Origin of the sequence: Pseudomonas sp. NGC7, from assembly GCF_047159675.1 — a bacterium.
Lineage (GTDB): Bacteria > Pseudomonadota > Gammaproteobacteria > Pseudomonadales > Pseudomonadaceae > Aquipseudomonas > Aquipseudomonas kermanshahensis.
Genome location: NZ_BAAFZY010000001.1, coordinates 3,006,758 through 3,031,561, shown reverse-complemented (window position 1 = coordinate 3,031,561; position 24,804 = coordinate 3,006,758). Strand labels below are relative to the sequence as shown.

The window sequence follows — 24,804 nt, the reverse complement described above, 5'->3', positions numbered from 1 at the left end:
ATCGCTTTAGTCGTCGGAGCCGCGCAGACTCGGGCCTTGTCCCGAGCCGCCACCGTCACCGCCGCGCAACGTGTGCGCGGTGGTGGTCGCGGCGTGGGTGAGCTGCTGGCGGCGATGCAGCCGCTTGGCCCAGGCGGGTTGTTCCGGCTTCTGTGCAGCGGCGCCGCCTGCGGGGGCTTCTCCTGCGGAGGCTTGGCCGGTTGACGCGCCAGCGCCGGCCGTCGAGCCATTCCAGCCAGCACGGAACGGAGCGGCCATCCGCTGCCCGGCAGCGGATGCACGGGATGCAGCCGCGCGTCCGGCGGACTGCGCGCCGGTCTTGGCGACGTTGCCCAGGCCCGCCATCGCGCCCTTTGCGCCACCGCCTGCGGCAGAGGACCCGGCCTGGAACGCCGACCGTGCGCTGCTGGCCGTCGAGGCGGCGGCGCGCGCACCGCTACCGGCCAGCTTGGCGGCAGCCGGGGCCATGCGCGCACCAGCAGCCACGGCGCCACCCACGCCCGTCGCGGCAGCGCCGACGGCGACGGCCGTGCCGGCAGCGCCGACAGCAGCACCAGCCATTGCGCCCGCTCCGAGCTGCGGCGCACCGGACACGAGGCCCGTGGCGATGCTGGGGCCGAAGATCCCGAGCGCCAGCAAAGTGAGCGAGGCCAGCATGATGACCAGCGCGTGGTCGATGGACGGCTCGGCGGGATGGACTTGGAACTGAGCGAACAAGCCCGAGCCGATACCGACGATCACGGCCAGCACCAGCACCTTGACGCCGGAGGCCACCACGTTGCCCAAGACCTTTTCGGCGAGGAACGCGGTCTTGTTCCAGAGCGCGAACGGCACCAGCACGAATCCGGCGAGCGTGGTCAGCTTGAACTCGATCAGCGTGATGAACAGTTGGATCGCCAGCACGAAGAAGCACAAGACCACGACCAGCCACGCGAGGAACATCACCACGATGGGATCGAGGTTCACGAACACTTCGGGAAAGCCCGCCATCTCGCCGATCTGCTCCAGAATCGGCGCCCCGGCGTCGATGCCGGTTTTCGCCAGCCGGCCCGGCTGCAAGAAGTTCTCCATCGTGATGGCCGAGCCGGTGGCGGTGATGCCCAGCCCCGCGAACGAGCGGAACACGATGCTGGCCAGCCAGTTGAAGTTGTTGAGGATGTAGGCGAAGGCGCCGACGTAGAGCACCTTGCGCAGCAGCTTGGCGATCACGTCCTCGCCCTGGCCGGTCGCGTGGCTCATGGCCCAATACAGCCCGGCGATCGTCATGTCGATGACGATCAGCGTGGCCGTGAGGAACGCCACTTCGACGCGCAGCAGCCCGAAACCCGAGTCGATGTAGGTGGCGAAGGTGTTGAGGAACTGGTCGATGATGGTCACGTCATTCATGGCGTGTTCTCCGGTGCGGCAGGCAAGGCCGGCGCGATGCCATCGGCCGGTTCCTCGAAGCTGGGCGGGATCGGCGGTAGGTCGGCCAGCGTCTGGTATTCATCCGGCCCGGCCTCGCCGGAAAAGAAGCGCCGCCGGAAGGCTTCGGCGGCGGCGCGGCAAGCTTCCTCGCCCGTGGCCTGCATGACCTGTTGTGGATGGGCCGCGCATTGCGCGCGCAATGCCTTCAGCCGCACGGGATCGGCGGCCAGGGCATCGGCAAGGTTGTCGGCCGGCTGCTCGCCGCAAGCGGCCAGCAGCGCGGCACACAGGACGAGGACGCATCGCATGGCGGCCTCCCGTCAGTTGCCGTAGAAATCCACGCGCTGCGGCGTGTACGGCGTGCCATCGCCCATGAAACGCCGCCGAACTTCGCGGGCGCGCTCCGTGGCTGCGGCCTGCCGCGCCAGCTCCAGTGACGCCGCACGGTCTTGCGTGATCTGGAGCCGCTGCGACTGGATCGACTGCTTGGCCTGCAAGGCCAGCAACTGGTTCATGGCCTGCATCGCCTGTAACGCGCCCTGGGCCGACTGGCTCTTGCCCACAAGATCGGCCAGCACGCTTTCGTCTTCGCCCAGGTTCTGCGACACCTGGGCCTGCATCTGCATGCTGGTCTGCAAGCCGTTGAGCGTGTTCCTCCAATGCTCCTGCGCATCGAGGTACATCTGATTGCCGCTCACCGTGGTGGCGTACTTCTCGGGATATAGACGCGCGAACTCTCGGTCGATGCTTGTCACGTCGTAGGCCAAGCCCTTGGCCTGCGCGATCAGCCGCTGGGTGGTCGCTAGGTTCGCTCGCAACTGGCCCACCACGTTGGACGGCAGGCTGGCTAGGTTGCGTGCCTGGTTGATGAGCATCTGGGCTTCGTTTTGGAGCTGCTGGATCTGGTTGTTGATCTGCTCCAGGGTACGAACGGCCGTCAGCGTGTTCTGCACCAGGTTGGTCGGGTCGAGCACGATGTCACCGACGCCGAACAGCGCGTGAGCGGGCTGTGCGATGCCGAAGGCGAGCACACATGCAGCGGTCAGCGCGGCGAGCTTGGGACTATGCGATTTCATAGCTTGTTCTCCTGTGAGTAGTCAGCAGTACGGAAGGAACCCGGCCCAAGGCCGGGGAACGAGGGCAGCAGGTCGGCCGCCCAATCGAGGCCGCAATGACGCAGCCAGGCGCCCGCGAAGCCGGGCACGCCGGCGTCCAGCAGTACGCGGTCTATGTCCCGCTGGTCCTGCGGCGTGGACGCGCCCGCAAACGCCAGCGCCGCCTGCCCCAGGTCGAGGTCGAACAGGCGGTTGCCGAGGCGGGATTGGTAGTAGTAGTCGCGCTTGGGCTGCGCGGTGGCGACGATTTCGATCTGCCGCCGGTTGAGGCCGAAGCCCTCGTAGATCGTGCGAATCTGCGGCTCGGTGGCCTGCGGGTTGGGCAAGAAAATCCGACTCGCGCAGCTCTCGATGATCGCGGGCGCGATGCTCGAATCCTTGATGTCGGCAAGGCTCTGCGTGGCGAAGATGACGCTGACGTTCTTCTTGCGCAGTGTCTTGAGCCACTGGCGGATACGCGCGGCAAACACCGGGTCATCGAGGAACAGCCACGCTTCATCGAGGATCAGCAGCGTGGGCGCACCGTCGAAGCGTTCATCGAAGCGCGCAAAGAGGTAATGCAGCACGGCCATGACGGCGGCCTTGCTATGCATCAGTTCCTCCATTTCGAAGCACTGCACGTCGGCCATGCCCAGCCGGTCATGGTCGGAGTCCAGCAGCTTGCCGTGGGCGCCACCCAGCACATAAGGCGACAGCGCCTGCCGCAGCGTGTTCGATTGCAGCAGCACGGAAAGCCCCGTCATCGTGCGCTGCTCCACCGGAGCACCGGAGAGACTGCCCAGCGCCGACCAGATGGCCGTCTTCTCGTCGGGTCCGACTGCTACGCCTTCGTGCAGCAAGCGGCCTTCGATCCATTCGGCGGCCCAGGCGCGGTAGCTCTCGCGGTCGATGCGGGCCAATGGCTGAAAGGCGATTTCGCCATCCATCCCGAGGTCGTAGTGCTCGCCGCCCAACCCGAGGATCGTGGCCCGCATGGAGCGGCCCATGTCGAAGGCGAAGATGCGCGAGCCGCGATAGCGGCGGAACTGCATCGCCAGCGTGGCGAGCAAGACCGACTTGCCCATGCCGGTCGGCCCCGCGACCAGCGTGTGGCCTACGTCACCGATGTGCGTTACCAGCCGGAACGGCGTAGCGCCGTCGGTGCGCGTGACGATCAGCGGGGGGCCGTCGAGGTGGTCGTTCTTCTCCGGCCCGGCCCATACCGCTGACAACGGCATCATGTGCGCCAGGTTCAGCGTCGAGACGATGGGCTGACGCACGTTGGCGTAGGCGTTGCCCGGAATGGACGAAAGCCACGCATCCACCGCGTTGAGCGTTTCGGGGATGGTCACGAAGCCCCGGCCCTGGATGACGCGCTCCACCATGCGCAGCTTCTCGTCGGCCACGGCGGCGTCCTCGTCCATGACGGCGACCGTCACCGTCAGATAGCCGAAGGCGACTTGATCGCTGCCCAGTTCCTGCAAGGCGGCGTCGGCGTCGGCGGCCTTGTTGTTGGCGTCGGTATCGACCAGCGGGCTTTCCTGCTGGAAGATCGTTTCGCGCAGCAGCGCGATGACGTTCTTGCGCTTGGCGAACCACTGGCGGCGCAGGCGGGAAAGTTCTTTTTCCGCCTCGGTTTTGTCGAGGCAGAGAAAGCGCGTGCTCCAGCGGTACGCAAAGCCCAAGCGGTTGAGGTCGTCCAGAATCCCCGGCCAGGTCGAGGTCGGGAAGCCCCGCACCGACACTACCCGCAGGTGCTGATCGCCCAGCATGGGCGCCAGGCCGCCGACCAGCGCGGAGTCGGTCAGCAGCGCGTCGATGTGGAACGGCACTTCGGGCACGCCCACGCGATAGCGCCGCGTCGAGATGGTCGCGTGCAGGTAGGTCAGCGTCTGGCTGTCATCAAGCCAGGCGATCTCCGGCATCACGCCGTCGAGCAGGTCAAAGACGCGATCCGTTTCCGCGACGAAGGCTTGCAGCCGCTCTCGCCAGTCCACGCCGTTCGTCGGCGTGTTCTCGTAGAGCATCTTGGCTGCACGGGCACGGGACTCCTCCGGCGGCAGGTACACCAGCGTCAGGTGATGGCCGCTCTCGAAGTGATTGCGCGACTCCTCGAAAGCGGCCCGACGTTCTTCTTCCACCAGCCACGACAGCGGCTCGGAAAACTCCGAACGCGGATAGTCGGCAGCGGCGTGGCGCTCGGCCTCGATGAACAGCGCCCAGCCCGAGCCGAGCCGGCGCAGTGCGTTGTTCAGGCGTGCCGACGTGGCGATCAATTCGCCTTGCGTCGCGCTGTCGAGGTCAGGCCCGCGAAACCGGGCCGTGCGCTGGAAACTGCCGTCCTTGTTCAAGACGACGCCCGGTGCGACCAGCCCGGCCCAGGGCAGCCAGTCGGCAAGCAAGGCCGGGCGCTGGCGGTATTCGGCGAGGTTCAGCATCGCGGCGTCCTCCCCTCACACGTCCAGCAGCGGGCGGTGCTTGATGTGCCGGGCGAAGACCAGCATGAACTGCGGATCGACGCGCGCACCCCACACCGCCAGCGAATGGCCGACGATCCAGAGCACGACACCGGGAATCCACAGTTGCAGGCCCAGGCCGACAGCGGCGGCCAGCGTGCCGTTGGCGATCGCCACGGTGCGCGGCGCACCGCCCAGCAGAATCGGCTCGGTCAGCGAGCGATGCAGCGGCACCTCGAAGCCGGCCGCGAAGGTGTCCGGGGCACTCATACGACGGCCCCGCCGGAGAAACTGAAGAACGACAGGAAGAACGAGGACGCCGCAAAGGCGATGCTCAACCCGAAGACGATCTGGATCAGCTTGCGGAATCCGCCGGACGTGTCGCCGAACGCGAGCGCGAGGCCCGTGGCGATGATGATGATGACCGCGACGATGCGCGCCACCGGCCCCTGGATGGATTCGAGGATGGATTGCAGCGGGCCTTCCCACGGCATCGAGGAACCGGCGGCCTGCGCGGTTCCGGCCAGGAACAACAGCAGCGCGGCCAGCAGCAGCCCTTGCCCCGCAGGGCGGGCCAGGCAGCGCAGCCGCGCAAGACGCAAAGCCGGATTTGCAGAAAAACGGAAAACAGGAACGATCATCTGCGTCATGGCAGTTCTCCAAGTGAGTCAGGGGATGGGGAAGTCGCCGCAGCGGGAGCGGCATCGGGAAGTGGCGGCAGCTCGGGAAACGGCGTTTCCAGCGCGTCCGCCAGTTGGTAGCCCACGCCGTCGAAGCCGACGACGCGGGCGATGCTCTCGATGCGGCGCTTGCGCCCGCGTCCGGCGATGTGGATCACCACGTTGACCGCCTCGGCGATCAGCGCACGGGGCGGATTCACCGCCACTTCGAGAATCAGTTGCTCCAGGCGCAGCAGTGCGCCGAGCGCGGAGCCGGCATGGATCGTGGCGATGCCGCCGGGGTGGCCCGTGCCCCACACCTTGATGAGATCCAGCGCCTCGGCACCGCGCACCTCGCCAACGACGACGCGATCAGGCCGCAGACGCATGGACGAGCGCACCAGCTCGGTCATCGACACCACGCCTGCGCGGGTGCGCAGCGGAACGTGGTCGTGGGCCGCGCATTGCAGCTCCACCGTGTCTTCGAGCACCAGCACGCGGTCCCCCGTGGCGGCAATCTCGGCCAGCAGCGCATTGGCCAAGGTCGTCTTGCCGCTGCTGGTGGCGCCGGCGATCAGGATGTTCTGGCGCTCCCGCACGGCGCGAACGAGAAAGCCCGCCTGGGCGGCGGTCATCATCTGGTCGATGACGTACCGCTCCAGCGGGATCACGCCGATGGCGCGCTTGCGCAGCGCGAAGGCCGGCCCTGGCGCAGCGGGTGGCAAGATGCCCTCGAAGCGTTCGCCGGTTTCGGGCAGTTCGGCGGATAGCAGCGGCTGGCCGCGATGGACTTCCGCGCCCACATGGGCCGCGACGAGCCGGATGATGCGTTCGCCGTCCGCTTCGGGCATTTCCACGCCCATCGGCGCGCGCCCGCTGGAAAGCCGATCCACCCAAAGGGTGCGATCAGGATTCAGCATCACTTCCACCACGTCCGGGTCTTCGAGCGCGGCGGCGATCAGTGGCCCCATTGCCGTGCGCAGCATCTGGATGCGGCGGTGGAGCGACGTGGCGGTCATGGACTGCCCGTCAATGGGAATGCGGGCGCTCATGACGCACGCTCCTGCGCTTGCGCGGTTGCCGCCGCGTCTTCCATCCGCATCGGGTCGGGATGCAGTTCCTCCACCACGTCGCGCACCAGGCTGCGGCCCCGCAGCAGGTGGCGGCCAAGCTGCTCGGTGAACTGCTCGAAGCGCGCTTTGCCCTGCGCGCGTGCCGCGTCTTGGTGAGCCTCTGGAACCGGCGTGCTCACGGTCAGGTAGTAGCGGATGAACAGCGCCAGCGTTTCGATGGCGATGTTCTGGTCGCGCCCCATGCGCTCGGCTTGGCGCGAAAGGCGATCCAGCCGCTTGGCAATGGCCGCCTCGCGCTGGTCGGCGGCATCGGGCGACAGCCACGATGCGAGCGCCGCCGCGACGATGGACGACTTGGACACGCCTTTCTTGGCGGCCAGTTCGTCCAGGCGCTTGGCGTGCTCCGGCTGGATAAAGAGATTCAGGCGGTATTGGCTCATAGCTCGATTCCGTCGTTGGGGTCGAGGGAAGCCAGCCGGGCCGTGCGCTGCATGGCCGGATCGAACTGGCGAGGAAGGGGAAGCGGCAGGTCGTCGTCATCGAGCAACCCGAGGTCGGCCGCAGGCGCGACCAGCTCGGGGTCGTAGGCAACGGTTTCGGAAAGCTCGGGCTGACGGCGCGGGCCGCCGTCGTCGGCCGAACCCAAGTTCTCCAAGGCATCGGCGGACGCGGCGGCCAGTGCGGTGGGCACGGGCGGAATCGCCAGCCCGCTCCAGTCGTCGGGCCGCGACGGCGGCGCGTCTGCGTACCGCCCGTCCGCTAACGTGGGCGGTGGCAGCACGCGACGCTTGAAATTGGCGTCCGCGTAGTAGCGCAGCTTCTTCGCCTTGATCGGTGCCACGCTGGACACCATCACCACGGCCTCGTCAGGCGGAAGCTGCATGACTTCGCCCGGCGTCAGCAACGGGCGCGCGGTTTCTTGGCGCGACACCATCAGGTGCCCGAGCCACGGCGCGAGCCGGTGGCCAGCGTAGTTGCGCTGGGCGCGCAGCTCGGTAGCTGTGCCCAGCGTCTCGGAGATCCGTTTGGCGGTGCGCTCGTCGTTCGTAGCGAACGTCACGCGCACATGGCAGTTGTCGAGAATGGAGTGGTTTTGCCCATACGCCTTGTCGATCTGGTTGAGCGACTGCGCGATGAGGAAGCTGCGGATGCCGTAGCCGGCCATGAAGGCCAGCGTCGTCTCGAAGAAGTCCAGGCGGCCCAGCGCGGGGAACTCATCGAGCATCAGCAACAGCTTGTGGCGGCGCACGATGCCGTCGCTGCCATCCAGCGATTCGGTAAGCCGCCGCCCGATCTGGTTGAGGATCAGGCGGATGAGCGGCTTCGTGCGCGAAATGTCCGAAGGCGGCACCACCAGATACAGCGACACCGGATGCTCGGATGCGATCAGGTCGGCGATGCGCCAGTCGCAGCGCGAAGTGACTTCGGCCACCGTGGGGTCGCGGTACAGGCCGAGGAACGACATGGCGGTGCTCAACACGCCGGAGCGTTCGTTATCCGATTTGTTCAGGACTTCACGCGCAGCGGACGCGACAACCGGGTGCGGTGCATCGCCCAGGTGCTTCGTCGTCATCATCCGGTGCAAGGTCAGCTCGAACGGGCTGGCCGGGTCGGACAGGAAATTGGCGACGCCACGCAGCGTCTTGTCCTCGCCCGCATAGAGCACATGCAGGATAGCTCCGACCAGCAGCGCGTGACTGGTCTTCTCCCAATGGTTGCGCTTCTCCAGCGCGCCTTCGGGATCGACCAGGATGTCGGCGATGTTCTGCACGTCGCGCACTTCATGCGCGCCGCGTCGAACCTCCAGCAGCGGGTTGTAGGCCGCCGAACTGGCATCGGTCGGGTTGAACAGCAGGCAGTGACTGAATCGACCGCGCCAGCCAGCGGTGATCTGCCAGTTCTCGCCCTTGATGTCGTGGATGACGGCGGATGCCGGCCAGGACAGCAGCGTCGGCACCACCAGGCCCACGCCCTTGCCCGAGCGGGTAGGCGCAAAGGTCAGAACGTGTTCCGGCCCTTCGTGGCGCAGGTAGTGGCCGTCATGTTGGCCGACAAAGACACCGGCGGGCTGCGTCAGCCCAGCTTTGCGGATGTCGGCGGCATCGGCCCAACGCGCCGAGCCGTAGGTCGTCACCTTGCGCGCCTGGCGCGAGCGCCACACCGACATGGCGATGGCGACCGCCACGGCCAGCAGGCCGCTGCCTGCCGCGATCATGCCGCCGGTGTCGAAGACCTGCGGCGCGTAGGCGTCGAAGAAGAACCACCACTCGAACAGCTTCCACGGGTAATAGACCGGCGTGCCGTGGAAGTCGAACCAAGGCGAGCCCAGGCGTAGCTGGTAGCCCAAGGCGGCGGCTGTCCATTGCGTGGCACCCCACACACCGGCGATCACGATGCCGAACACGGCGGCGATCTGCCCGAACAACACACCTTGAGCTTGCATACCCTGGCCTCCGATTTATCCTGCGCTGATTCCTCAATCAGACGCGGCACAAAGGCGTGCCGCAAGCGTCAGGATCGGTGCCGGCTCAGTGCCGGTCAAAGACCGTTATCGGCAGCAAGGTGATGCAAAAAGCATGGTTTCATGCAGGGAAAAAGCCAATAAAAACGCCGCAGGCATGAGCGCGCTGCGGCGTGTCGAGAAAGAAAGCGAGGATTTGCGGCTAACCGCCAACGGTCAGAACTTCGGCGGCGTTTCCGATGGCGTATAAGCCACCTTGCCGTCGCCAAAGAAACGCTTGTTCGTCGCTTCGGCCACCCGGTTGCAAAGCACGTCGCCCATTGTGGGGCGCTCGGTCTTGCACCGGCGGCGCAGCTCCTTCAACTGCTCAGGATTGGCCGCCAGTTCTTCCACGGTCGGCACATTGGCTGCCTGCTTCGATGGCTCTGATGGGCCGCAGGCGGACAGTACAGCGACCGACAAAAACAGAACAATCAGCTTCAGGCTCATGGTTCGATTTCCTCTTGAAGATCAGGCTCAACAGGTAGTGGGGATCTGCGGCCTTCCGGAGATTCGATGGTCTGCACGCGCTCGATGAAGCGCGCCAGCACGTCCGATGATTCACCTTCGCGGTGCAGCACATAGGTGGTCAGCATGGGGGAACGGCCCGCCAGCGGACGGGCGACCACACCAGGCTCGCGACTACCCGCGATATGCGGTGCTCCAGCAAGGCCCAAGGCGAAACCCGCCGCAACCAGCGCCATCATCAAGTCGAACGACGCGACTCGCTCAGTAATCAACGGCTCCATGTCTATCCGGCGAAGCACCCGATCCACCTGGCGGGCATGGCCCTCGCAGATTTGGGGATCGCATAACACCAAAGGATGACGAAGCACCTCTTCCAATGGGATACGCTTGTGCCTGAGCAACGGGTGACGCGCGGGAACCGCCACCATCAGCGCATCGCTCCACACCATCTTAGCTACGAGGCCGTCGCCCACTTCGTCGGACTGCGCAAAGCCCACGTCGTACAGATCGTCCTGCAACCCCTTGATCTGTTGCGACAGCGGCACCTCGAACAATCGGAGCTCGACTTCGGGTTCCTCTTGGCGGCACAGCGCCAACAAGGTCGGCAGGCGCGACGGCGTGATGCCGTCAGACAGCGCAATGCGCAACTGGCCATGAAAGCCATTGGCCGCTGCTTTCACGCTATCGCGCGCCTGCTGCAAGGCGGTGAAGATGCGTGGCACATGCCCAAGGAACAGCCTGCCCGCCCGCGTCAGGCGTGTGCTTCGGCTGGTGCGGATGAACAACTGCTCGCCCAGGTCTTCTTCCAGTTCCTTGATGGTGCGCGACAGCGGCGATTGCTCGATGTGCAACCGCTCGGCTGCACGAGCGAAGTGGAGCTCTTCGGCAACGGCCAGGAAACAACGCAAGTGTCGCAACTCCATCGCACCTCCTGAATCACTACAAAGCGTTGTCGGGGACTGCGCAAGTAGTAGAAAGAGGCAATTCCGACATTCCTGTCATGGGCTGTAAAGCTGAGCAGTCCGCTTTTGACCATCGTGCATATGCCATTCCAATCTATTCCCTAGGAAGGATCTTGCGCGATGTCGACCCAAGTCGCCTGAACTAACTGAGCCAGCCTCTCGGGAGCAATGCGCAACGCGGCATTGCTTGCGCCTGCCGCTGGCAAGACAACGTCAAATTTTTTCAATGTCACATCTGCGAAGACACGCAAGGGATGCGGCAAGCCAAACGGGCACACACCGCCAACAGGATGGCTCGTCCACATAACAACCTCGTCAGCGCTGAGCATCTTGGCCTTGGTCTTGAATTGGGCCTTGAATTTCTGGTTGTCGATTTTTGCATTGCCGCCCATTACCAAGATGACAACTTCATCTTTCAGCCATAGTGAGAGCGTTTTTGCGATTTGCCCCGACTCTACGCCATGCGCAACCGCTGCTTCGGCAACGGTTGCGGTGCTCGTATCTTTCTCAAGAATTTCGAGGTCAGGCGCATGTTCTGACAAGAAAGCGCGGACTGACTGCAAACTCATAAGTACTCCTCTTTTCCCCAACCATGAATGTTTAGAAAACTTAAAGACCGCATATGTGGTTTTCTATATGCGGTCGTCTTGCATTAGTGATCAGCCAACTGCCGTAATCTCCATAGAGAATCGAGCCGCAGCACTCAGCACCGACAGAACCGACGCTGTAGTGATGTTTGCATGTCGGCCTACCCCAAAGCGCGAGCCGAGCACACCGGGTATGGCGGCCTCAACGATGGCCAGTGCCGCCGCATCGGAACCAGTTCCCAGGCTGCGCTCTTCATAGCTGTCGATGCGCAGCGGCTGGTCCAGCGCCGCAATCGTCGCAGCAATCGGGCCGTTCCCTGTGCCCTCTAAGATCCTGACGTTGCCGTCCGAATCCGCTAATTCCAACATGATCCCTTGCCCATCGGCGTGCTCGAAAAGGCGGTGGCTACGATAGATGAGGCCTGGCTGTTCCCGCACCGGGGCAAGGTAGGTGCGCTCGAACACTGCCCAGATTTCTTCGCTGCTCAGTTCCGTTTCGCTGGAGTCGGCCAGCGCCTGGACGATAGCGCTGAACTCAACCTGCATGCGGCGCGGCATGATAATGCCGTGGTCTCGTTGCAGCAGGAAAGCAATGCCTCCCTTGCCTGACTGGCTGTTGACGCGCACGATGCTGTCATAAGTACGACCCAGATCCTTCGGGTCAATAGGCAGGTAAGGCACGCGCCAAGGCGCATCAGCCTTTTGCGCGGCAAAGCCCTTAGCGATGGCGTCCTGGTGCGAGCCAGAGAACGCCGTGAACACGAGATCGCCCACATACGGATGGCGTGGGTGTATGGGCAGTGCGGTACATTCCTCAGCCACGCGGGCGACCGCTGCAATGTCGGAAAAGTCCAGCTTCGGCGCAATGCCCTGCGTATAGAGGTTCAACGCCAGCGTCACCACATCGACATTGCCACTGCGCTCGCCGTTGCCAAACAAGCAACCTTCGACCCGCTGCGCACCAGCCAGCATGGCTTGTTCAGCGCAGGCCACGCCCGTGCCCCGGTCATTGTGTGGATGCACGGACAGCACGATGTGCTCGCGCCGCTCCAAACGTCGATCCATCCATTCGATCTGGTCAGCAAACACATTGGGGGTGGAGACCTCCACTGTGGTTGGCAGATTGATGATCATTGGTCGTTGCGGCCCGGCATCCCAGGCGCGAATGGCGGCGTTGCAAACAGCCAGTGAAACCTCCAGTTCGGCCATGCAAAACGTCTCGGGCGAGTATTGCAATATCCATTCTGTTTCCGGATGAGCAGCCGTCAACCGCCTGAAAAGTGCAATGTAGCGTTCCACCATTTCGATGATCTGCGGAACGCTCATGCCGAAGACGATCTCCCGCCAGGCAGGCGCAATGGCGTTATAAAAATGCACGATTACGCGCCGCGCGCCTGCCACGCTGCGCACCGTTTCTGTGATCAGGTCATCGCGCAATTGCGTCATCACCATAGGGGTGACGTCTTCGGGAATCTGGCCCGCATCAATGAGGTGGCGCACGATCTCGAAATCAGTACGCGACGCTGCGGGAAAGCCTACTTCGATCTCCTTAAAACCAATGCGTACCAACTCATGAAACAAGCGCAGCTTGCGCTCGCGGTTCATCGGCTCGAATAACGCCTGATTACCATCACGCAAGTCGGTGGACAGCCAAATTGGGGCCTTCGTCAGGGTACGTGACGGCCATTGTCGATCGTCGAGATCGACCGAGGAGACGGGGGGGTATTTCTGGGAAGGATTAGTCAGCATGAAGCACACTCCAGGAGAATCGTTGAAATCCGACCCCCCTAGCTTGGAACAAGCTGACTATGGTCGGGGCCAGGGGGAATCAGAATGGGTCATGGCACGGATGGTCGCGCGCAGACCCCGACCGGGAGTCAGCGGTAGTAGCCGTTGCGAAAGACCAAGTGTGGACATGAGTGAATAGATTCAGTAATTGCGTTTGTTTCGATGTTAGACTTGCATGGTTCGTCCATCTACATAAAAATAGACAAATTCTTTATTGATTTGGACAATTTTCACCTACATGGGATTTCTCGCTCCCGAAGATGGCGGTCATGCACTTGACCTGTGTGCAGGAGAAGCCTGCGATCTACCGGTATTTGGTGTGGCCGTGCGCTACCCTGCTGGCCATGTGGTGCCCCAACACAAGCATCCGTATGGGCATCTGATCCATGCGGATCGCGGTCTGTTACGTGTGGAAGCCGAAAGCGGTCAGTGGCTGGTGCCGCCCACGGCAGCAGTCTGGTTGCGGTCTGGTGTAGCGCACCGGCTGGTTGCACCTGTGGGGCTGCAAGCGCACGGTCTCTTCGTGCGCGAAGATATTTGCTCCCACTTTCCAACGGCCGATTGCGTCGTACATGTTTCTGCTCTATTGCGAGAGCTGATCATGGCGCTGGCCCGAGCTGGCAACCAGACTCAATCGACCAAACGCATGCGTTTACTCGGCGCACTCTTGATCGAAGAGGTGCTCGCCCAGCCGGTTCTTCCGCTTCATCTGCCTTGGCCGACGGGCGGTGCTGAAAGTCAGATGCAGCACGTCTGCCAAACGCTGCTGGATGACCCTGGCGATGGGTCCACCGCCTCCGAATGGGCCGACAGGTTGGCCATGGGAGAAAAGACCTTCCATCGGCGTTTTCTACAATCGACCGGTATGACCTTCGGCAAATGGCGTCAGCAACTTCGGCTCATGTCGTCGCTGACACCATTGATGCAGGGAATACCAATTACGCAGGTGGCGCTGGCGAGCGGCTACGATAGTCACAGCGCCTATACCACGGCGTTCAGTAAGCAGTTCGGACAACCGCCCTCCACATTTGCAGCAAATTCATAACGGGCGAAGCTCATCCAAGCCCACGCCCACGCTGCCGTCCAATCTCCCACGACACACCACCGCCGCGCAACGTCGCGGCAAGCTGCTGGCCTAACCGCTTTTCGATCACCGGCCGCCACGGCACCAGGCTGAATTCCATGCGGTCATCGAGCATCGCGTAACGTCCACTGGCAAGCATGATCGAGCGTCGGTAGATACCAGTCACGCGCTGTCCGTCACCCACAGGCCGATGCTCTAGGCCAGTTTCGGCGGCAATGCCCTTTGCCGCGTGCGCCAGTTCCCGATTGCGCAGCGTGCCCAGCAGGTTGCGGGCGAGGATCACACGCTGCCCGCGCCACTCGGCCAGCCCTTGCTCGGCGAGAAAGTCCGCACGCTGCTGCAAGGCTTCTTTGACCTCGGCACCAAAGCCCAGGTTGCCCAGCCCCTTGCCGCCGCCGATCAACTGCTGATCCAGCCAGGTCGCGCCGATGACCCGGGCCTGCCGCTCAATCGGTAGATGCGATTTCAGCTCCACAGCCACGCCGCCCAGCCGTTGCGCGTCGTACTGGCGGCCACGCTCGGCCAGGTCGTCCGGCACCTTCCATACCCCCTCTGCCACGCGTACCACGATGCCGGCCCGGCGCAGGGCTTCCAGCCGGCGGACGTGGGCCGCGACGACTTCCTGCGGGTCGCGGCCGGGCTTGGCTCGGCCTTGCTCGATCGCCAGGTGATGATGCGTGCGGTACAGGCCACCGCTCGCCAGCGCGGCGATGTTCTTGTCGGCCGCGCGCACGTCGGCCGAACCCTTCACTTCCACTACCGCGCCAGTGGGATAGTTCGCCAGTTCGTCGCGGGCATTGAGCGCGACGTAGTGAGCCTTGCCGTCTGTGCCGTCGATGACCAGATAGCCGCGGTCGTGCAGTTCGTCGGCCAGCCCCTTGGCCGCGACGCGGCCTACGATGGTGCGGCCGCGTTCATCGGCGTCCTGTCCCGGCTCGAACACCGCCAGCTCGCGCGGCTGGCCGCTCATGGCCCGCTGCATGGTGCGGATGATGTCGCCACGCTCGCCCAGGGCGCGCAAGGTCTTCTCCGCGTCCGCATGGACGGCCCAGGTGCCGGGCTGCACCTCGTCGGCCAGGCCCAGGCGCTGCAAGCGTTGCAGACGCCCGATCAGCAGCAGCCGCTGGCGTTGCAGCCGGGGTTCGTTGAAGCGTTCGATCTGCACCCGGCCAAGCGTTCCATCAACTGCTCGCCGTAACCGGCCCGCCGCCTGCCTTTCTGCTCGGCTTCGACGATCCGGCGGCCAATCTCCCAATAGCTGGCCGTCATCAGCGCATTGACACTGCGCGCTGCTGCCTGGCGTGCCGCATCCAGCAGTTCCACGATGCCGCCGTGGATGCCCGCATAGCCAGCCGGTGAGGCAGCAGGTTTTCCCACTGCCGCAGGCGTCTTCCTTGTCATGCTGTTGCCTCCATAGAGCGGGATGCCCCGGTGATCGCCAGCCGCCGATTCGCCACCAGTTCGGCCGCATCCCGCACCGGCTTGTCCTCGGTATGAACATAGTGCATAAACATCGCCACGGTCTTGTGGCCTGTGAGCTTCATGCCGACCTTGGTCGGCACGCCCGAGTTGGCAATGTCGGTCGTCGCCCGGTGACGGATACCGTGTGTGCCAACGTGCGGCACGCCAGCGGCCTTAAGCACGCGCGTCCAACCGCCGTAGTGCTCGCCGTGGGTCATGTGCCGGGTCGGGTCGTTCGGCGACGGCAGGACGTAGGGGCAGCCTTCCCGGCGCGGCGCGGTGGACAGCAGCCGATAGGCTTCCTCACTCATGGGCTTTGAGATGCCGCCAGTCTTGCTGTCTGGCCAGACGACGCGGCGGTTTTCTAGATCAATCCAATCCCATTCGAGCGGGCAGATTTCGGAGCGGCGAGCGGCAAACTCGAATTGCAGACGGATCGCCAGTGGGATGACGTAGTTTTCCAGTCCTTCGGACTCCAGATGCTCCAGGTGGCGGAAGATCCGCACCAGTTCCTCGTCCACGATGAGCCGGGTTTCCTTGCCGGGCGGGTACATCGGGACGTGACGGCACGGATTCGTGCCGTCAGGGCGCAGCCCCCACACTTCAGCCAGGTTGAACATCTTGCGCAGCACGCCGAAGGTGCGGTTCGCCTCGGCCTGCTTGTAGGCCAGCTTCTTCATCAGCGCGGCCACGTCCGGGCGCTTCACGTCCTGCACCTTCATCCGGCCCATGATCGGGACGATGCAACGGTCAATGACGCCCTGATAGCCACGCTGCGTGCTGGGCTTGTTGCGCTGCTTGGAGTAGTCCTCCATGAAGGTGTGGCAAAACTCCTTCATGGTCGGTGCCTTGCGGGCGGCATTCTTGGCCGCGCTGGGGTCGCCCCCCTTGCGCACCTCGGCCAGCCACTCCTGCGCCATCGTGCGTGCCTGATCGACCGTCAGTTCCCCGTACTGGCCCAAAGCGGGTTTGCGGCGCTCGCCAGCGTTCGTGCGGTACTGGAGCATGAACACCTTGCGGCCCGCCGGGGTGATCTTGCACAGGAAGCCAGGCACCACGGTATCCCGCAGTTCGATGGCCTTGTCTTGGGGGTGTGCCGCATCGACTGCGGACTTGGTGAGCTTGATCTTCGACATGATGACTCCTCGGACAGCCCGGTTTCCAAGAGCCGCATGGGAGCCACGCGAGGGGAAGCCGGGTCAAGTTTCGGAAAGCACCGGCATATGTTGAACTCGCCTAAGTGATTGATAAACCTGCTGTATCGAGCCTTGGCGTAGTCCAGCGAATTGCGGTACTGGAGTCATCGTGAAACAAAAAAAAGTGGGCCTAACCGATCAGGCGTCCGTTTCGTAAAATCGATCATTCAAGGGAGCCTCACTAGCCTGACCTCGCCTCGCCAACCTACTCGGGCCATTTTATAGTTGACATATCAAGCTAATTTCCTAGTATGCGGACAAATAGATGAGATGTCATCTAGTTTTGAGTGCTGACCCGTCTGGTGCCCAGCGGGAACCGATCAGGCGATTGAAACCCTTGTGATGGCCGAGCCACCGGTTCCCATCGCTGCGCCAAGGGCATCAGACAGTCGGCGGGGCTGACGACGAAACCTTATAGATTCGAACTGATAGTACCGAGAGAAGAAGCGGCTGCACCACTGGTAGCAAAAACAGTGAAGATTTGAGCAGCAGAAAAACCATAGCCAGAGGGGATAACCATGAATTTGCGCCAACTGCGCGCCCTGGTAGAAATTTATGAAAGTGGCAGCCTGCAGGACGCGTCGACTCGAATGCACGTATCCCAGTCAGCCCTGAGCAAGACCATTAAAGAGTTCGAGAATGAAATAGGCATCACTCTCTTAGTACGTTCAAACAAAGGCGCGACGCTGACTGAAGGTGGTTTGCGACTACTTACACATGCGAGACAGGCAGTAGAAACTCTGCGACGCGCCCAACAAGAAATAGAGGACTTCAAAGGATCGATTGCAGGTGAAATTAGCATTGGAGTAACGCCTGTCACGGCCCTCTACCCTGCTCTACACGAAATATTAGTGAAGTACCAGGCTGAGTTTCCGCATACCAAGATAAAAGTCCAGGAGATGCGACCTGCCAATTTATTGCAAAGATTGAGGGATGGCTTACTTGACTTTGCACTAACATCTCAACTGCCTCAAAGCACCGTCGGATTCGAGTGGTATGGCCTCAGCCAAGTTCGCAGCGCCCTAATTGGCCGCCGTAACCACCCACTTCGAAATGTTCGCTCACTCCGGCTACTCCAAAATTCCAGATGGATAAGTGTTGACCCAATCTCAGATAGCCAGTCGCAAATCAATCAGCTTTTTGAGGGCAATGGACTGCAACTTCCGGCAAACTTAATGGAGTGCACAGCACTCCATTTAGCTTTTCAACAAGTATCGCAAACTGACGCACTCATGATAACATGCCGAGTTAACGGCCATAGCTTGGAAACGACAATGCCACACTTGGATGTCAGAGAGATCGAAGTGAATGAGCCGATCCCTGATTTCCCTATCAACCTAGTTTGCCTGAGCAGTAACCACCTAGCCCGAAACTCAGCAGTATTCTTTAATATGCTACGGGAAACCAGAAACTAAAAGTGATGATAAACGCCTAAGGCAAAAATTTGTGGCGTATCATCGGCATTTTCAAGGGGTATTGCAGCCATGGTTTGATTGGCGTCTGCCTCATTTACCACTAGACCTGCTCGAACGTACACTGCAGAGCGCTTGGAAATGAAATAGTCGTAACCAACCATGGCCCCCCAGGCGTTCTTGTCTTTCCCATCCACCATCCGTCTAACCACCACTCCTCTTATTAGGTTATTACCATGAGGTATCATTACCCCTGCTGTTATGACGTTCAAATCTGGAGCAATATTGGTATCAACCGTTTGCCGCTGCCATGCGAGGCTAAGACTCGCCGGCCCTAAATCATAGGCGGCACTAGCAAATATGTAATCATTTGCAGTCTGGACTTCATGATTATCAGAGTCGAAATATGGATTACTCCAATAACGACTAAACCCCGCTAACGCGACCACTGTTGGACTCATATAGTCTAGACGAACACCTTTACCACGTATTTCGCGACCGCTGCTTGATGCAGAGTCATAATTAAAGGTTAGAGCGCTTGCCAGACTCCATCCCTGCCAACGAGGAGTGGTATAAACTAACGTGTGTTTGGGCCTTACATCGACGTAATAGGAGCCAGGCGTAGCTACAGGTGCACTCAACGAAGAATATGGTGAAAGTTTAGCTGGTGCATAGAAAGGATCCAGCATAGTGGGCGCAGTGACACCATAAGTCTTACCAACATCTAATTTGCCAAATGCTTTAGATCGCAAGCCAACCATTGCTAATCGTAAGCGACCAATGTCTTGCCAGGTAGAGTTATTACGCGACAGTGCATCACCATCAAAATTAAATCCCTCCTCAACGTCTGCGACAGCCAGGAGATCATCACTGATCCGGACTTTCGCAAACACTCCAACCTTGTTAGTCCACGCACCACCTCCGGCAAGCCGAGTGCCAGACCGACCTCCCGAATCGTAATTATCTACATAGGCATCCAACGATGCCATAAACTTTTACTGCCGACTCATAGGTCGTATCTGTAGATAAAGGCCCCCATCCTGGGGCCGTCATTTGGACTCCGGGAAAGCCAGCAGCATTGGCTTTCAGCGTTAAAACAGGGATACACGCTGCGACGGCGACAAACAGGATGGGACGTTGTTTGTACACGACAGTGAACCTCAAACGTTAGTGGGGGCCCCAAGCATCCACATCCCACTCCTTCAAGGATATTCCGATTTTTTCAACCCCTTGAGCATCCGAGCATTAAACGAAGGCTTGAGGATTACAGATTAGCGACAGCTCTAAAACGAGACCTCCACGACTCTAGCGCTCGTTTTTTAGGAACGAAAAGCACCATAACAATGCAATCTGTCATCACGTGTGCTCTCTCGGAGCACAGCAGAAATCGCCCCAACTTCGCTTGCATAGAACTTACGGCAAGGCCATGCGAAAACATCATGTGCGGCATTCACAGCATAGTGGAACACTGAACTCGCCTTTTCATCTGGATCTAATCAGCTCATGAATCAGCCACTTTCAACTTCTGTTCCACACCGCAGCAGCGCAAGGAGTGGACTCCAAACACCAAAGACCCGGCGCGTGATCGTTGCTTCTTCACTCGGAAACGGGCTGGAGATTTTTGACTTTACGGTTTACAGCTTCTTCGCAGCGATTATTGGGAAGCTTTTCTTTCCAGCAGCATCACCCGAGGCATCGCTGCTTATGTCGCTACTAACTTTCGCCGGCGGCTTCCTCGCTAGGCCTGTGGGTGCCTTGGTGATTGGTAGGGTTGCAGATAGGTACGGACGCAAGAATGCGCTCTCGCTAACCATTGCCTGCATGACAGTAGGTACGGCCTTCATCGCCTTCACCCCGGTTTACGCCACCATCGGCATATGGGCGACGATCCTCTTGGTATTGGGGCGACTACTACAGGGGATATCTGCTGGAGGTGAAGTCGGTACCGCCACGACATTCCTAATGGAGTCAGGCAGCAAAAAGAATCGCTGCTACATGGTGAGCTGGCAGTGCGCAAGTCAAGGAGCTGCTGCCTTGGCAGGAGCACTAACAGGCCTGATGCTGACGTCGACGCTGAGCACAGAGCAGGTGGAGAGCTGGGGATGGCGCTTGCCTTTTGTCATCGGTCTTCTCATCGGCCCAGTTGGCTGGTACATCCGTCAGCATCTTGATGAGACCCACGACACTCAGGCCAAGTCTCTGCCGCTAGCCGCAGTATTAAAGTTGCGATGGTCTCCCTTGCTGCTCGGCATTCTGAGCATGGGAGGATCAACCGTAACCATGTACTTGGTCATCTATTACATGCCCACTTATCTAACCCGCACGCTTGGCTACCCTAGCCAATTCTCATTTGCCCTTGTAGGAATTGCCTGTGCAATCTTGGCGGTGGTTCCCCCTTTCGCAGCCCGTTTGGCAGATAGGCTTCCGCGACGCAAACCTGTTCTCTATGCGACTCTGGGCGCAACCGCTATCGCAGCCTGGCCGGCTTTTTGGCTTCTCGGACAACAGAGTCCCCTCCTGTGCGTCGTCTCGATTGTCGTGCTTGTGCTCCCAATGGCCATCGCTGCGGGGCCTAGCTTTACCCTCTTGATGGAAGCCTTCGACAAGAGCGAGCGCGCAACATGTCTGTCATTCGTCTACAGCATTGGTGTTACGTGCTTTGGCGGCTTTTCACCATTGATCGTTACGTGGCTTATTGGTGCCACTGCCAACCCGCTAACCCCTGCTTTGTATCTTATTGCTGCCCTACTACTCAGCATTTGTGCCCTGCGCAAGTATCCAGAACATCCAGGACGTGACTGATCACTAGCCCTCTCAAGGATATGCCTCCATGCTTAAAATGAATTCTAATCTGTATGATCGCGCCCCCTTTTTTACCGACCTGCGGCGCCAAATTCATCAACATCCTGAACTGGGAATGGAAACCCCCAACACTGCCGAAATCGTCGCGCGCCTGTTAGAGGGCTGGGGTTACGCTGTTCACCGAAAGGTAGGTGGATACGGAGTTGTTGGCGTTCTACGCAAAGGAACCGGCGAAAAATCCATTGGCCTGCGCGCTGACATGGACGCTTTACCTATTTTTGAACGCAATGGCCTTCCTTGGGCAAGCAAGCATGAAGGTCGAAAGCATGCTTGCGGGAACGATGGCCATACCGCGACCCTGCTCGCCGCAGCCGAGCAACTGGCATTGCACTGCGACTTCAACGGCACGGTGAACCTGATTTTTCAACCTGATGAAGAGGGGTTGAGGGGAGCGCTCGCTATGATAGAAGATGATTTGTTCCACAGATTTCCCTGCGATGCTGTATTCGCCTTCCACAATATGCCAGGGCTTGATGTAGGCCGAGCGGTAGTTATTGAAGGTGGTGCAGCGGCGTCATCTGAGCGGGTGAGAATTCAACTGAGGGGCAAAGGAGGTCATGGCGCTCTCCCCTCTCAAGCTATCGACCCAATACCAGCGATGGCCTGCATCATCACAGCCCTCCAGACTATCGTTTCGCGTAACCTAGACTCAGATAATCCCGCCGTCATCAGCATCGGCCAAGTACATACAGGGTCGTCCTACAATATCATCCCAGAACTGGCAACTATCGAACTTGGAGTGCGAACACTTGATACGACCGTTCGTGACCGGGTTGAAAAACGGATTCGTGAGATTGTCCACGGCCAGGCTGCTGCATTCAACATCGACGCCGATATCGAATACACCCTGCTGGCACCAGTGCTGGAAAATACGAAGAACTTTGGCGTTCCCACCAATGGTGCGCAGGTGCACATAACCCAGATGGCTCAAGTCCATCAAGTTATCGTGAACTAGCTGCCAAGGAGCGTCGTAGTGATATACATCACCATCGAACAGGTAGCGACCGCTGCTGTGCACATCATATTGAGGAGGTTCGAAGCTAGGCTCGCTATCGCTGGAGCTGCCAAACCAGATCCACAGAATCTGATCCTGCTCGCGGATATGGTATGCCGGGACTATGGCTTTGCCCGGAATTTTGGTTTGACCTGGAATATCGATGCAGCGACCGGCGCCGTCAAATAGAAGGCCATGGTAGCCACACCGAATTCCCCCCTCTGAATCGCCCCTGGTTTCCTAGACACTCTCTAAGCTCAGGAAATAGCGTTTCTCATACTCTACTGGAGACAGCTGCATAGCACTGCTGTGTCGACGCTTGGGGTTATAGAACATCTCGATGTAATCGAAAATATCACTTCGGGCTTCGTCACGCGTTGCGTAGATCTTTCGTCGGATTCGCTCCCGCTTCAAAAGCTGGAAAAAGCTCTCGGCTACGGCATTCTCGTGGCAGTTTCCCCGTCGGCTCATGCTGTTGATCACATTGTTGGCCTTCAGGAAGCTTTGCCAATCTGAGCTACTGCCTCGCGTCGATAGCAAGGTCGCTGCACATCCTTGACTTCATTGACCAACCAATGACTTGGCGTGAGAAGAGATCCAGCACTACCGCTAGATAAAGCCATCCTTCATAGGTGCGGATATAAGTGATATCTGTCACCCAGACCTTGTTCGGCTCGCTGACCTTGAACTGCCGCGCAAGGTGGTTGGGATGCCACTGTTGGCTTTCCGCCATAAAACCCAGGACGACGGCGATAGCCCGTTTGCGAACGTACCCCCTCTGCCTGCATCAAACGACCGACTCGATTTCGCCCGCATGTCTCTCCCAGCTCACGCAGGTCATCGTGAATCTTGCGGTAGCCGTACACACCTCCGCTTTCGAGCCAAGCATGTTTGATCAAGCCAAGCAGACGGTGATCTTCTTTTGCTCGGACAGATTGAGGCTTGGCCAACCAAACGTAGTAGCTGCTGGGATGCACCTTGAGGGTTTGGCAAAGGCGCCGCACCGGGTAATTCGTCGAGTGCGTCTTGATGAAGGCGTACTTCAGCCGCACGCCTTGGCAAAGTACGCGGCGGTCTTCTTTAAGATGTCTCGCTCTTCCGTCACGCGTTTGAGCTCGGCGCGCAGCCTGCGCAGTTCGGCCTGCTGATCACTGTCTTGCTGACGCTGCTCTTGGGGCTTGCTGTAGACCTTCATCCAGGCGTAAAGGCTGTGCGCGGACATCCCCAGCCGTTGGGCGACCTCGGCGACAGGTTTGCCTTTTTCGGTCACTTGCTTGACCGCTTCGATCTTGAATTCTTCGGGGTAACGCTGACGACTCATGGCACCTCCTATTTGGGCCTCATTATGAGGCTTGGAGGTGTCTACGAAACCAGGGGCGATTCAGTGTTAGAAGGGGATTTAACCATCCCAAAATCCCAAAAAAAGCTGTCCAGCGCCGCTGATCTGCGAGTGACCGCCCTGCCAAGCCCTATTTTATAGCTGCGTGAAAACGCAGATCTTCGGCTGGTAATCGCTTCCTGCCAGTAAACGACCTGTGACCCGTGCCCCTCTCTCTGCTCACCCTGCCATCTCTGCATCACGAATCGCAGCGGAACGAATGCGATTGAGGGCTGAGAGTACGGCAGCGGGCCAGCTTTTCGCTTGGAGAAAATTTGTGTCCATCAGTTGAAAACCATCAAACATTGGAATACTGTTAGCCAGGCATACAGTTCACCAAGAGCTACATTGTCCCTCTGATTTTTGGTGCCTGCCTCTTCTGGCTAGGCCTACCTAGAAGGCTACTCGCTAAGGGTGCGTCCCGCACCCGTCGTGGAATTTGGTCCACTGTCATGCTCCTAAAGCTGCGCCGTAATGCACTCACAAAAACAATAGGCATCTCGCATATGAACCAGAAGCTCACACGACCTGCGCATCGCACCATACAGTCCACAATTTTGCTACTGATCCTACCTATTGGGTCAGGTTCAGCATTCGCTGCCGACGTATCCATTGGGACCTATGTTCCAATGCCAGTGGGGGCTAATCTAGCTCTGCTCTACCTAGGTGGAGGTGAAGCGAAAGAGTACGTACCTGAGCATGGATCGAAGATCGACTCCGGAACGCAGCTCAAGCTTCGTACAGGCCTGATTCGACTATTCCATGTGCTCGACGTGGCCGGTGCACCGGTTCAGTTGCAGCTCGGACTGCCGTTTGGCAGGCAGGAACTTAAGGTAAACCATCGCAAGATTGGTTCTGACAGCGGTTTAGCGGACCCGTTTGTAGGCATCACTTTTTGGCCAGTGAACAACCCCGAGAAGAAAGAGTATTTCGGTATCACTGGACAAGTTGTACTCCCCCTGGGTTCATATGATCATGATAAATCGGTAAACATGGGAGGAAATCGATATCAAGGCATTCTCCAAGCCGGTTATTCGCGGACGGTTGGAGCTTGGCAATATGACCTTGTAGGGGACGTCACGGTTTATACCGATAATGATGAGTCAGGGCATTATAAGAGCCGGCTTGAACAGTCCCCCTCCTACACGTTGCAACCTTGGATCGGCTACAACTTCGGGGATAAAAACAGAACGAAAATTTCTGTAGGCCTAACCAAGTATTTCAATGGCGAATCCCAACTGGATGGGGTTGATACAGGCCGACGTACTGATTCACTGCGTGGCCGTTTTGGTATTAGCACCTGGCTCTCACCGAAATTTCAAGTCTACACCGAAGTTACCCGCGACATTGAAGTTAAAGGGGGGTATTCCTTTGACTATTCTGGCTTCATCCGCCTTGGCTATGCTTTCTAATCAGGTGATCT

21 protein-coding genes and 4 pseudogenes are annotated in these 24,804 nt (G+C 60.0%); 6 read left to right on the top strand and 19 right to left on the bottom strand.

Translation table 11 applies throughout. The features are described from left to right. Positions 1-6: 6 nt before the first annotated feature. From trbL to ACMCNM_RS13605, 9 genes are read right to left on the bottom strand one after another with little or no spacing between them, the layout of a single operon-like run. On the bottom strand, positions 7-1,386 hold the full coding sequence (gene trbL, locus ACMCNM_RS13645; RefSeq protein WP_213605733.1) for a P-type conjugative transfer protein TrbL: 1,380 nt from the start codon (positions 1,384-1,386) through the stop codon (positions 7-9). Next, positions 1,383-1,715, bottom strand: coding sequence for a hypothetical protein (locus ACMCNM_RS13640; protein WP_213605734.1), 333 nt, complete (start codon positions 1,713-1,715; stop codon positions 1,383-1,385). The genes trbL and ACMCNM_RS13640 overlap by 4 nt, the downstream gene beginning before the upstream one ends. A gap of 12 nt (positions 1,716-1,727) precedes the next feature. Continuing rightward, complete coding sequence (gene trbJ / locus ACMCNM_RS13635) at positions 1,728-2,483, bottom strand: P-type conjugative transfer protein TrbJ (RefSeq protein WP_412764616.1); 756 nt, start codon at positions 2,481-2,483, stop codon at positions 1,728-1,730. After that, on the bottom strand, positions 2,480-4,939 hold the full coding sequence (gene trbE, locus ACMCNM_RS13630) for a conjugal transfer protein TrbE (RefSeq protein WP_412764615.1): 2,460 nt from the start codon (positions 4,937-4,939) through the stop codon (positions 2,480-2,482). The genes trbJ and trbE overlap by 4 nt, the downstream gene beginning before the upstream one ends. Before the next feature lie 15 nt (positions 4,940-4,954). Next, complete coding sequence (locus ACMCNM_RS13625) at positions 4,955-5,227, bottom strand: VirB3 family type IV secretion system protein (RefSeq protein ID WP_412764614.1); 273 nt, start codon at positions 5,225-5,227, stop codon at positions 4,955-4,957. After that, on the bottom strand, positions 5,224-5,607 hold the full coding sequence (locus tag ACMCNM_RS13620) for a TrbC/VirB2 family protein (RefSeq protein WP_213605737.1): 384 nt from the start codon (positions 5,605-5,607) through the stop codon (positions 5,224-5,226). Before ACMCNM_RS13620 ends, ACMCNM_RS13625 begins: the two co-directional genes overlap by 4 nt. Next, positions 5,604-6,668, bottom strand: a complete 1,065-nt coding sequence (gene trbB / locus ACMCNM_RS13615; RefSeq protein WP_213605738.1) for a P-type conjugative transfer ATPase TrbB — start codon at positions 6,666-6,668, stop codon at positions 5,604-5,606. Before trbB ends, ACMCNM_RS13620 begins: the two co-directional genes overlap by 4 nt. Further along, positions 6,665-7,129, bottom strand: coding sequence for a ribbon-helix-helix protein, CopG family (locus ACMCNM_RS13610; protein ID WP_213605739.1), 465 nt, complete (start codon positions 7,127-7,129; stop codon positions 6,665-6,667). The genes trbB and ACMCNM_RS13610 overlap by 4 nt, the downstream gene beginning before the upstream one ends. Then, the gene (locus ACMCNM_RS13605) at positions 7,126-9,132 is read right to left on the bottom strand and encodes a conjugal transfer protein TraG (RefSeq protein WP_412764613.1); all 2,007 of its coding nucleotides are present in this window, start codon (positions 9,130-9,132) and stop codon (positions 7,126-7,128) included. Before ACMCNM_RS13605 ends, ACMCNM_RS13610 begins: the two co-directional genes overlap by 4 nt. An 88-nt stretch (positions 9,133-9,220) precedes the next feature. Between ACMCNM_RS13605 and ACMCNM_RS13600 the strand changes: the two genes are divergently transcribed. Continuing rightward, positions 9,221-9,400 (top strand): hypothetical protein, encoded by a 180-nt coding sequence (locus ACMCNM_RS13600; RefSeq protein ID WP_412764612.1) that lies wholly within the window; start codon positions 9,221-9,223, stop codon positions 9,398-9,400. Here the strand turns inward: ACMCNM_RS13600 and ACMCNM_RS13595 are convergent. The 4 genes from ACMCNM_RS13595 to ACMCNM_RS13580 all read right to left on the bottom strand — a co-directional run bounded on the left by ACMCNM_RS13595 (position 9,367) and on the right by ACMCNM_RS13580 (position 12,955). Then, positions 9,367-9,633 carry an EexN family lipoprotein gene (locus ACMCNM_RS13595; RefSeq protein ID WP_213607535.1) on the bottom strand — a complete coding sequence of 89 codons (267 nt, stop codon included), beginning with the start codon at positions 9,631-9,633 and terminating at the stop codon, positions 9,367-9,369. The genes ACMCNM_RS13600 and ACMCNM_RS13595 overlap by 34 nt on opposite strands. Positions 9,634-9,635: 2 nt before the next feature. Next, a complete protein-coding gene (locus tag ACMCNM_RS13590; protein ID WP_213605741.1) occupies positions 9,636-10,580 on the bottom strand; it encodes a LysR family transcriptional regulator in 945 nt (314 codons plus the stop codon). A gap of 140 nt (positions 10,581-10,720) precedes the next feature. After that, on the bottom strand, positions 10,721-11,188 hold the full coding sequence (locus ACMCNM_RS13585) for a YbaK/EbsC family protein (RefSeq protein WP_213605742.1): 468 nt from the start codon (positions 11,186-11,188) through the stop codon (positions 10,721-10,723). Positions 11,189-11,278: 90 nt separating this feature from the next. Further along, positions 11,279-12,955 carry a 2-isopropylmalate synthase gene (locus ACMCNM_RS13580; RefSeq protein WP_412764611.1) on the bottom strand — a complete coding sequence of 559 codons (1,677 nt, stop codon included), beginning with the start codon at positions 12,953-12,955 and terminating at the stop codon, positions 11,279-11,281. A 277-nt stretch (positions 12,956-13,232) separates the two neighbouring features. Between ACMCNM_RS13580 and ACMCNM_RS13575 the strand changes: the two genes are divergently transcribed. After that, positions 13,233-14,039 (top strand): AraC family transcriptional regulator, encoded by an 807-nt coding sequence (locus tag ACMCNM_RS13575; protein ID WP_412764610.1) that lies wholly within the window; start codon positions 13,233-13,235, stop codon positions 14,037-14,039. Between the two features lie 10 nt (positions 14,040-14,049). Here the strand turns inward: ACMCNM_RS13575 and ACMCNM_RS13570 are convergent. The 3 genes and pseudogenes from ACMCNM_RS13570 to ACMCNM_RS13560 form a co-directional block, all read right to left on the bottom strand. Next, a pseudogene (locus tag ACMCNM_RS13570) lies at positions 14,050-15,258 on the bottom strand (DUF3363 domain-containing protein); the annotation flags it as partial. Next, positions 15,246-15,479, bottom strand: a pseudogene (locus ACMCNM_RS13565) (DUF1016 N-terminal domain-containing protein); the annotation flags it as partial. The pseudogenes ACMCNM_RS13565 and ACMCNM_RS13570, both read right to left, overlap by 13 nt. After that, entirely contained in the window at positions 15,476-16,675 is a 1,200-nt protein-coding gene (locus ACMCNM_RS13560; protein WP_412764609.1) for a tyrosine-type recombinase/integrase, read from the bottom strand. The pseudogene ACMCNM_RS13565 and the gene ACMCNM_RS13560, both read right to left, overlap by 4 nt. A gap of 578 nt (positions 16,676-17,253) precedes the next feature. Between ACMCNM_RS13560 and ACMCNM_RS13555 the strand changes: the two genes are divergently transcribed. Further along, a complete protein-coding gene (locus ACMCNM_RS13555) occupies positions 17,254-18,150 on the top strand; it encodes a LysR substrate-binding domain-containing protein (RefSeq protein WP_412764608.1) in 897 nt (298 codons plus the stop codon). Here ACMCNM_RS13555 and ACMCNM_RS13550 read toward each other — a convergent pair. Beyond that, on the bottom strand, positions 18,147-19,136 hold the full coding sequence (locus tag ACMCNM_RS13550; RefSeq protein WP_412764607.1) for a porin: 990 nt from the start codon (positions 19,134-19,136) through the stop codon (positions 18,147-18,149). The two genes, ACMCNM_RS13555 and ACMCNM_RS13550, sit on opposite strands and share 4 nt — an antisense overlap. Positions 19,137-19,650: 514 nt before the next feature. On the opposite strand from ACMCNM_RS13550, the gene ACMCNM_RS13545 reads away from it, so the two are divergent. Next, positions 19,651-20,949, top strand: coding sequence for an MFS transporter (locus tag ACMCNM_RS13545; RefSeq protein WP_412764606.1), 1,299 nt, complete (start codon positions 19,651-19,653; stop codon positions 20,947-20,949). A 28-nt stretch (positions 20,950-20,977) separates the two neighbouring features. After that, positions 20,978-21,964 (top strand): amidohydrolase, encoded by a 987-nt coding sequence (locus ACMCNM_RS13540; protein WP_412764605.1) that lies wholly within the window; start codon positions 20,978-20,980, stop codon positions 21,962-21,964. On the opposite strand, the pseudogene ACMCNM_RS13535 reads toward ACMCNM_RS13540, so the two are convergent. Beyond that, positions 21,887-22,225, bottom strand: a pseudogene (locus ACMCNM_RS13535) (aromatic ring-hydroxylating dioxygenase subunit alpha); the annotation flags it as partial. The gene ACMCNM_RS13540 and the pseudogene ACMCNM_RS13535 sit on opposite strands and share 78 nt — an antisense overlap. Positions 22,226-22,243: 18 nt before the next feature. Then, positions 22,244-23,324: pseudogene (locus tag ACMCNM_RS13530) on the bottom strand (IS3 family transposase). Positions 23,325-23,887: 563 nt separating this feature from the next. Between ACMCNM_RS13530 and ACMCNM_RS13525 the strand changes: the two are divergent. Further along, a complete protein-coding gene (locus tag ACMCNM_RS13525) occupies positions 23,888-24,793 on the top strand; it encodes a transporter (protein WP_412764604.1) in 906 nt (301 codons plus the stop codon). The last annotated feature ends 11 nt before the right edge of the window (positions 24,794-24,804 follow it).

Excerpts from the sequence above, each read along its gene's own strand:
- ACMCNM_RS13590 (WP_213605741.1), bottom strand. The coding sequence starts at position 10,580 with ATGGAGTTGCGACACTTGCGTTGTTTCCTGGCCGTTGCCGAAGAGCTC.
- ACMCNM_RS13625 (WP_412764614.1), bottom strand. The coding sequence starts at position 5,227 with ATGAGTGCCCCGGACACCTTCGCGGCCGGCTTCGAGGTGCCGCTGCAT.
- ACMCNM_RS13545 (WP_412764606.1), top strand. The coding sequence starts at position 19,651 with ATGAATCAGCCACTTTCAACTTCTGTTCCACACCGCAGCAGCGCAAGG.
- ACMCNM_RS13620 (WP_213605737.1), bottom strand. The coding sequence starts at position 5,607 with ATGACGCAGATGATCGTTCCTGTTTTCCGTTTTTCTGCAAATCCGGCT.
- ACMCNM_RS13610 (WP_213605739.1), bottom strand. The coding sequence starts at position 7,129 with ATGAGCCAATACCGCCTGAATCTCTTTATCCAGCCGGAGCACGCCAAG.
- ACMCNM_RS13605 (WP_412764613.1), bottom strand. The coding sequence starts at position 9,132 with ATGCAAGCTCAAGGTGTGTTGTTCGGGCAGATCGCCGCCGTGTTCGGC.
- ACMCNM_RS13560 (WP_412764609.1), bottom strand. The coding sequence starts at position 16,675 with ATGTCGAAGATCAAGCTCACCAAGTCCGCAGTCGATGCGGCACACCCC.
- ACMCNM_RS13555 (WP_412764608.1), top strand. The coding sequence starts at position 17,254 with ATGAATTTGCGCCAACTGCGCGCCCTGGTAGAAATTTATGAAAGTGGC.
- trbE (WP_412764615.1), bottom strand. The coding sequence starts at position 4,939 with ATGCTGAACCTCGCCGAATACCGCCAGCGCCCGGCCTTGCTTGCCGAC.
- ACMCNM_RS13640 (WP_213605734.1), bottom strand. The coding sequence starts at position 1,715 with ATGCGATGCGTCCTCGTCCTGTGTGCCGCGCTGCTGGCCGCTTGCGGC.
- ACMCNM_RS13540 (WP_412764605.1), top strand. The coding sequence starts at position 20,978 with ATGCTTAAAATGAATTCTAATCTGTATGATCGCGCCCCCTTTTTTACC.
- ACMCNM_RS13550 (WP_412764607.1), bottom strand. The coding sequence starts at position 19,136 with ATGGCATCGTTGGATGCCTATGTAGATAATTACGATTCGGGAGGTCGG.
- trbL (WP_213605733.1), bottom strand. The coding sequence starts at position 1,386 with ATGAATGACGTGACCATCATCGACCAGTTCCTCAACACCTTCGCCACC.
- trbB (WP_213605738.1), bottom strand. The coding sequence starts at position 6,668 with ATGAGCGCCCGCATTCCCATTGACGGGCAGTCCATGACCGCCACGTCG.
- ACMCNM_RS13580 (WP_412764611.1), bottom strand. The coding sequence starts at position 12,955 with ATGCTGACTAATCCTTCCCAGAAATACCCCCCCGTCTCCTCGGTCGAT.
- ACMCNM_RS13525 (WP_412764604.1), top strand. The coding sequence starts at position 23,888 with ATGAACCAGAAGCTCACACGACCTGCGCATCGCACCATACAGTCCACA.
- ACMCNM_RS13575 (WP_412764610.1), top strand. The coding sequence starts at position 13,233 with ATGGGATTTCTCGCTCCCGAAGATGGCGGTCATGCACTTGACCTGTGT.
- ACMCNM_RS13585 (WP_213605742.1), bottom strand. The coding sequence starts at position 11,188 with ATGAGTTTGCAGTCAGTCCGCGCTTTCTTGTCAGAACATGCGCCTGAC.
- trbJ (WP_412764616.1), bottom strand. The coding sequence starts at position 2,483 with ATGAAATCGCATAGTCCCAAGCTCGCCGCGCTGACCGCTGCATGTGTG.